Source organism: Streptomyces sp. S3(2020) (assembly GCF_013044505.1).
Taxonomy (GTDB): domain Bacteria; phylum Actinomycetota; class Actinomycetes; order Streptomycetales; family Streptomycetaceae; genus Streptomyces.
Window position 1 is genome coordinate 1 of sequence record NZ_JABERD010000355.1, and the last position, 6,108, is coordinate 6,108.

Annotated in this window: 9 protein-coding genes; 7 read left to right on the top strand and 2 right to left on the bottom strand. The window is 73.7% G+C overall.

Annotated features, from left to right (window positions below; all coding sequences use genetic code 11):
- Together HLK59_RS47355 and HLK59_RS47360 are read left to right on the top strand one after the other, a co-directional pair.
- On the top strand, window positions 1-713 hold a 713-nt coding region (locus HLK59_RS47355), incomplete at its 5' end, for a polysaccharide deacetylase family protein (RefSeq protein WP_171147882.1).
- Between the two features lie 9 nt (window positions 714-722).
- Window positions 723-902, top strand: coding sequence for a hypothetical protein (locus tag HLK59_RS47360; protein WP_171147884.1), 180 nt, complete (start codon window positions 723-725; stop codon window positions 900-902).
- Here HLK59_RS47360 and HLK59_RS47365 read toward each other — a convergent pair.
- Entirely contained in the window at window positions 894-1,565 is a 672-nt protein-coding gene (locus tag HLK59_RS47365; protein ID WP_171147885.1) for an ABC transporter, read from the bottom strand. The genes HLK59_RS47360 and HLK59_RS47365 overlap by 9 nt on opposite strands.
- Window positions 1,562-2,428: an ATP-binding cassette domain-containing protein gene (locus HLK59_RS47370; protein ID WP_171147887.1), complete on the bottom strand. Its 867-nt coding sequence runs from the start codon at window positions 2,426-2,428 to the stop codon at window positions 1,562-1,564. The genes HLK59_RS47365 and HLK59_RS47370 overlap by 4 nt, the downstream gene beginning before the upstream one ends.
- Window positions 2,429-2,507: 79 nt before the next feature.
- On the opposite strand from HLK59_RS47370, the gene HLK59_RS47375 reads away from it, so the two are divergent.
- From HLK59_RS47375 to HLK59_RS47395, 5 genes are all read left to right on the top strand, one after another.
- Window positions 2,508-3,224: an aminoacyl-tRNA hydrolase gene (locus tag HLK59_RS47375; protein WP_171147888.1), complete on the top strand. Its 717-nt coding sequence runs from the start codon at window positions 2,508-2,510 to the stop codon at window positions 3,222-3,224.
- Window positions 3,221-3,859, top strand: a complete 639-nt coding sequence (locus HLK59_RS47380) for a TetR/AcrR family transcriptional regulator (protein ID WP_171147889.1) — start codon at window positions 3,221-3,223, stop codon at window positions 3,857-3,859. Before HLK59_RS47375 ends, HLK59_RS47380 begins: the two co-directional genes overlap by 4 nt.
- Window positions 3,860-3,947: 88 nt before the next feature.
- Entirely contained in the window at window positions 3,948-4,193 is a 246-nt protein-coding gene (locus tag HLK59_RS47385; RefSeq protein WP_171147890.1) for a hypothetical protein, read from the top strand.
- Complete coding sequence (locus HLK59_RS47390; RefSeq protein ID WP_171147891.1) at window positions 4,193-4,774, top strand: TIGR03086 family metal-binding protein; 582 nt, start codon at window positions 4,193-4,195, stop codon at window positions 4,772-4,774. Before HLK59_RS47385 ends, HLK59_RS47390 begins: the two co-directional genes overlap by 1 nt.
- 215 nt (window positions 4,775-4,989) lie before the next feature.
- A partial coding sequence (locus tag HLK59_RS47395; RefSeq protein ID WP_240983056.1) for a DUF692 domain-containing protein occupies window positions 4,990-6,108 on the top strand: 1,119 nt, incomplete at its 3' end.

The following is a 6,108-nucleotide window of genomic DNA, read 5'->3' on the forward strand; positions in this document are numbered from 1 at the left end:
TTGTCGAAGTGCTCGCCGGCCCCGCCGGTCTCACCCCCGTCTTCAGCAACGGCCCCCGCACGCACGGCAGGACGGTCGCGCTCACCTTCGACGCCGACATGACCGCCGACCAGGGGCCCCGGGCGGCGGCCGGCGAGCACTTCGACAATCCGCGGCTCATCGCGGCGCTGCGGACGCTGAAGGTGCCGGCCACCGTGTTCATGACGGGGCGGTGGGCCGAGGAGTACCCGGCGCAGGCGCGGTCGATCGGACGGGACCCGCTCTTCGAGGTCGCCAACCACTCGTACAGCCACCACGCCTTCACCGGCGACTGCTACGGGCTGCCCACGGTGTCCCGGGACGCCATGCGGGCCGATGTCGAGCGCGCGTACGCCGCCTTCCGGAAGGCGGGCGTCCCGGACGCGAGGCCGTACTTCCGCTTCCCCGGCGGCTGCTACGACCGCGAGGCCCTCAAGGCGCTCACGTCGGCCGGTGTCACCGCCGTGCAGTGGGACGTGATCAGCGGGGACGCCTTCGCGACGGACGCGGACGCGGTGGCCCGGCAGGTTCTGGACGGCGTCCGCCCCGGTTCCGTGGTCGTCATGCACTGCACCCGCAGCGCCGCACCGGCGACGGAGCGGGCCGTCCGCAGGATCGTGCCGGAGCTGCGGGCCAGGGGCTACCGGTTCGTGAAGGTGTCCGAGCTGATCGGGGCGGCGAGCGGCCCGTCCTAGGCTGGAGGCATGAGCGAGGACTACTGCACGATCCGCGAGGTCCCGAAGCCGCCCGTCGCCGACGGTCCGCCGTACGCGGAGTGCGTGCTGTGCCAAAAACCCACGGAGTATCCGGAGTCGTACAAGGGGATCACGCTGTGTCCTGTGTGCGAGTGGCAAGAGGCCCAGCGGACCGCCTGTTCAGGGTGAGCGGCGGGACGTCAGGGCGCAGGCCACGGCGGTCGCGCCCGCGGTGAGCAGGGCGGCGGCGGCCAGGGGCAGCAGCGGCAGTGGGGCCGTGCCCTCGCGGGAGCCGGTGACCAGGCCCTGGACGGCCGCCTGGGCCGGGGAGCCGGTAGTCACGGTCGTCAGCAGCGCCGCGAGCAGCATCGTGGGGACCGCCCGGCCCGGCGAGCGCAGCAGCGGCCAGGTGGTGAGCGCGCCGACCGCCGTGCCGAGCAGGGCGCAGGCGAGGGCGGCGAGCAGCCCGGCCGCAGCGGCCGGGAACCGTGCCACCGGGGTCTGGTGGTCGGCGCTCACCGGATCGCTGATCAGCGTCACGACGAGGGTCGTCACCGTGCCGAGCAGCGCCGCGGCGGCGAGTGCCACCAGCAGCGAGGCGAGGTGCGCCCGCGCGGGCCCGACCGCGGCGGACACACAGGCGCGGGCCGCGGGCGGCTCGTTGGACCCGCAGATCCGCACCAGCCAGGCGGCAACGGGCAGCAGCGCGGCGGCCGCGTACCCGAGCGAGTCGAGGATCGGCTGGCCGCTCTGCACACCGATGCCCAGGGCGGCGACGTACAGGATGAACGGCGGCAGCCAGCGCTGGGAGCGGATGAGCAGGGCGGCCTGGTAGCGGAGCAGCGCGGTCATCGGCCGCCTTCCTGTGTCTCGTGGCGCACGCTCACCACATGCCATGGCGGGCGGGCCGTCAGCAGGGCGCGGAGCAGGACGTCCGAGTGGGACGCGGGGACGGTGAGCCGGTAGGTGCCCGGTTCCGTCTCCTCGGCGGTGGTGCCGGTGATCCGGTGCGCCTCCGCGGGCGGCCGCCCGCCGGCCGGGCCCCGGGCCACGACGGTCACCCGCGGGCCGGAGGGCGCGGCGGCGGCTCGTCCCGTACGACGGTGGAGGCCGCCCCCGTGCACGGTGTACGTCGCGTCGGGCACCCCCGCCAGCCGGCTCGGGTCGTGGTCGACGAACACCACCGCTCCCCCCGCCGCGGTGCGCTCGGCGACCGCGCGCTCCAGCTCCGCCCGGGCGTCGACGTCGAGGCCGGTCCACGCCTCGTCCAGGACCAGCAGCTCCGGTTCGGCGAGGAGTGCCTGGGCGACGGCGACCTTCTGGCTGCTGCCCTTGGAGAGCTGGGCCATGGGGGTGCGGGCGTAGGGGGTGGCGCCGAACCTCTCCAGGGTGTCGGCCGCGGCCCGCTCGGCCGAGGTCCGGGGGAGGCCGTGGATCGTGGCGAGGTGGGTGAGGTAGCCGAGCGCGGTGAAGGGGAGGGCCGAGGGGAAGCGTTCGGGGACGTAGGCGGTGCGGGGGCGGCCACTGACGTGGCCCTCTGTAGGGGCGTCCAGTCGAGCGAGCAGGCGGAGGAGCGTGGACTTGCCGGTACCGTTCGGGCCTTCTACGCGGGTGAGGGTCCCAGGGGGAAGCGTCAGGTCGATACCACGTAAGACCCAAGGGCCGCGTAGGCCGTAGCGGCGGCCCACGTTGTCCAGCTGTAGATCGCGTTCCATAGTGGTGATGATGTCGCGTGGCGGCCGACGGTTGGTTGTGGCTGGTCGCGCAGTTCCCCGCGCCCCTTAGGGTGATTGCGTGAGCGTTGATTCCGAGTCCACCGGTGACAGTCCCTTCCAGCACGAAGCCACTGCCCGCGATCATGCACCGCAGTTCGTGCTGCCGTTGGTCGTGCGCATTGAGCGGGCCGCCGCTCCTGCCCGGACCGACGCCCTCGAGACCGCCGCCCGTGCCGTGCTCGTCATGCTCAGCGACTCGCGGTCCCTCGGTGACGGCGAGTGGGCCCAGGTCATGCGGGACTGGCAGGACGCCCGGATCCGGAAGGTCGTGCGGCGGGCCCGTGGGGCGGAGTGGCGGAAGGCCGAGGCGCTGCCCGGGATCACGGCCACCGGGAAGTCCGCGGAGGTGCGGGTGTTTCCGCCGGTGCCCCTGGACGGATGGCCCAAGGAGTTGGCGAAGCTCCAGGTGTCGGGGACCGACCTCGACGACCCCGAGCCGCCGGTGGACGCCGGTCCCGGTGTGCCCGTGCTGTGGATGAGCCCGGACGTCGACATGTCGGCCGGGAAGGCGATGGCCCAGGCCGGGCACGGGGCTCAACTCGCCTGGTGGGAGCTGTCGGACGAGGAGCGGGGCGCCTGGCGGGACGCCGGGTTCCCGGTCGCCGTACGGACACCCGGTACGGCCCGGTGGCGTGAACTCGTGGGCAGCGGGCTGCCGTTGGTGCGGGACGCCGGGTTCACCGAGATCGCCCCCAATTCGGCCACGGTCGTCGCCGACCATCCGGCGCTGCGGTGACCCGGCTCGACGGCAGGGTCGAACGGGGCAACCGCACCCGGCAGTCGGTGCTGGCCCGTACCGTCGAGATCGCCTCCGTGGAGGGACTTGAGGCGCTGTCGGTGGGACGGCTCGCGACCGATCTGCGGCTCAGCAAGAGCGGCGTGTTCGCCCTGTTCGGCTCCAAGCAGGAGCTGCAACTGGCCACCGTGCGGGAGGCCTCGCGGGTGTTCGTCGCGGAGGTCGTGGAGCCCGCCGCGAAGGTTCCGGCGGGGATCGGACGGGTGTGGCGGCTGTGCGAGGCATGGCTGGAGTACTCGGAGGGGCGGGTCTTCCCCGGCGGCTGCTTCTTCTACGGCGTGCTGGCCGAGTTCGACGCCCGGGAGGGGGCCGTGCACGATGCGCTGGTCGGGGCCCAGCGGGACTGGGGCGCTCATGTGGAGGGCCGCGTCGAGGAGGCGCGGGCCGCGGGTGAGCTGCGCGCCGACACCGATGCCGGGCAGCTCGCCTTCGAGCTGATCGCCCTCATGGAGTCGGCGAACGCGCTGTCGGTGCTGCACGGGGAGAACGTCGCCTATCGAAGGGCGCGGGTGGGGATCGCGGCGCGGTTGCGGGCGGTGGCGGTGGACGCCTCGTCGGTGCCTCAAGTGGACTGAGGGGTAAGGGATGTCGGCTGCGCGCCGTTCGGGATCCGTCACCGAAAACAAGTAGCACGACCGTTCGCTTACTTTTATTCTCGGACCCATGCGAATCTCGCGACGAGCCATCCTGCGCGCTCCCTGGCAGCCCGGACCCGTACCGCCGACCGACGCCCCGGTGCTGGTCGGCGTGCGGGAGCTCAAGGAGTTCGTCGGCCGGCCCGACCATCTGCGGATCGTGCGCGCCCATCGCGGGCGGGGTGAACTTCGTTCGGTGACACGGGAGTTCGCGACGTTCGAGCCATCGGCCCTGTGGGACTACGCCCTGGATCTGATCACCGAGGAGCAGTGATGGACGTCGTGGAACTCGACCGGATCGCCGTGCACGAGGCCGTGCGGGTGGTGGAACTCGCGCGGGACGGGGAGTGGGAGCGGGACAGCCCCTGCGCCGGGTGGACGCTGCGGCGGCTGGTGGCACACATGACCGCGCAGCACCACGGGTTCGCGGCCGCCGCGCGGGGTGCGGGCGGCGATCCGGCGTACTGGGCGGAGTCGGCGGACAGGGGCGCGCCGGCCGAGGCGCACCGTGCGGCCGCGACGAGCCTCCTCGGGGCGTTCGCCGAACCGGGCGCCGCGGACGGGGAGTTCACGCTTCCCGAACTGGGCGGGCGGTTCCCCGGGCGGCTCGCGATCGGCTTCCACTTCATCGACTACGTGGTGCACGCCTGGGACGTGGCCGCCACGCTGGGTGTCGGTCTTGAGCTGCCCGACGAGGTCCTGACAGCGGCCCTGGCCGTGGCCCGGCGGGTCCCGGCCGATCCGGCGGGACGGGGTCCGGGGTTCGCGTTCGCCGCGGCGCTGGACCTGCCGCCGGGTGCCGGGCCGCTGGAGGAGACGCTGCGGCTGCTGGGGCGGTCGCCGGAGTGGGGGTGAGTGGTCCGCCCGCTTGAACGGGCGGGCGCTTCGCGACGTACCTCCTGGCACGGGTGACCGGAACCTCAAATGTTCCTCTGAACGACCGGGCGGGGGGATTCGAAGCCGGTCACCGGGGCCATACCCCCGTCACGCCGGAAACAGTGAGCCGTCGAAGGGGACGACACAGCGGATCCAGGTGGAGCGGAGAGTCGGCCGGAGGAGGGACGGGGACGATGGAGCGACTGGGCACGGGAATCGGGTGGCGGCCGGAGATCGCGGACGCCGTGGAGCGTATGCCGGGAATCGACTGGGTCGAGGCCGTGGCCGAGAACGTCTGCCCCGGGCATCTGCCCGCATCGCTGCGGCGGCTGCGCGAGCGCGGGGTGACCGTCGTCCCGCACGGTGTCTCCCTCGGCCTCGGCGGCGCGGACCGGCCCGACGAGGACCGGCTGACGGCTCTCGCCGAGCGCGCCACGGCCCTGGGCTCACCGCTGGTCACCGAGCACATCGCGTTCGTCCGGGCGGGCGGTCCGCTGACGGCCTCGCCCCGCCTGGAGGCCGGACACCTGCTCCCCGTCCCTCGCACCCGCGACGCGCTCGACGTGCTCTGCGAGAACGTCCGTATCGCCCAGGCCGCGCTGCCCGTGCCACTCGCCGTCGAGAACATCGCCGCGCTGATCTCCTGGCCGGGCGAGGAGATGACCGAGGGGCAGTTCCTGTACGAGCTGGCCGACCGCACGGGCGTACGACTGCTGATCGACGTCGCGAACCTCCACACCAACCACGTCAACCGCGGCGAGGACCCGGCCGAGGCGCTCGCCGACCTCCCTCTGGAGGCCATCGCCTACGTCCACGTGGCAGGCGGCTTCGAACGCGACGGCGTCTGGCACGACAGCCACGCCCACCCCGTCCCCCGCCCGGTCCTCGACATCCTCACCGACCTCGCCTCCCGCGTCTCCCCGCCCGGGGTCCTCCTGGAACGGGACGAGAACTTCCCCGACCCCAGCGAGCTGGAGGGGGAACTGACGGCGATCCGGGGCGCACTGGAGAAGGGACGCGAGCAGGGCGGGGCGCGCTCGGAGGGGGGCGTCGAGGCGCCCGTCACGGAAGCCGGGGGGCGGGACCGGGTCCGCACGGTCTCCGGCGAGCGCGCACCGGGGGCGCGGACGCCCGCCGTAGCCGCACCGGAGGCGGACGGCCTCCGGCATCCCCCTGCCATCGAGCGCGGACCGGAGACGGAGGCGTCCCGCGAGGCACGCCCGGCATCCGGCGACCGGAGCCAGGAAACCGGCCTCGCCACCACCGCGGACGCCACCCCCGGCACGACTCCCGACGCCAGCACGGGCCTCGCC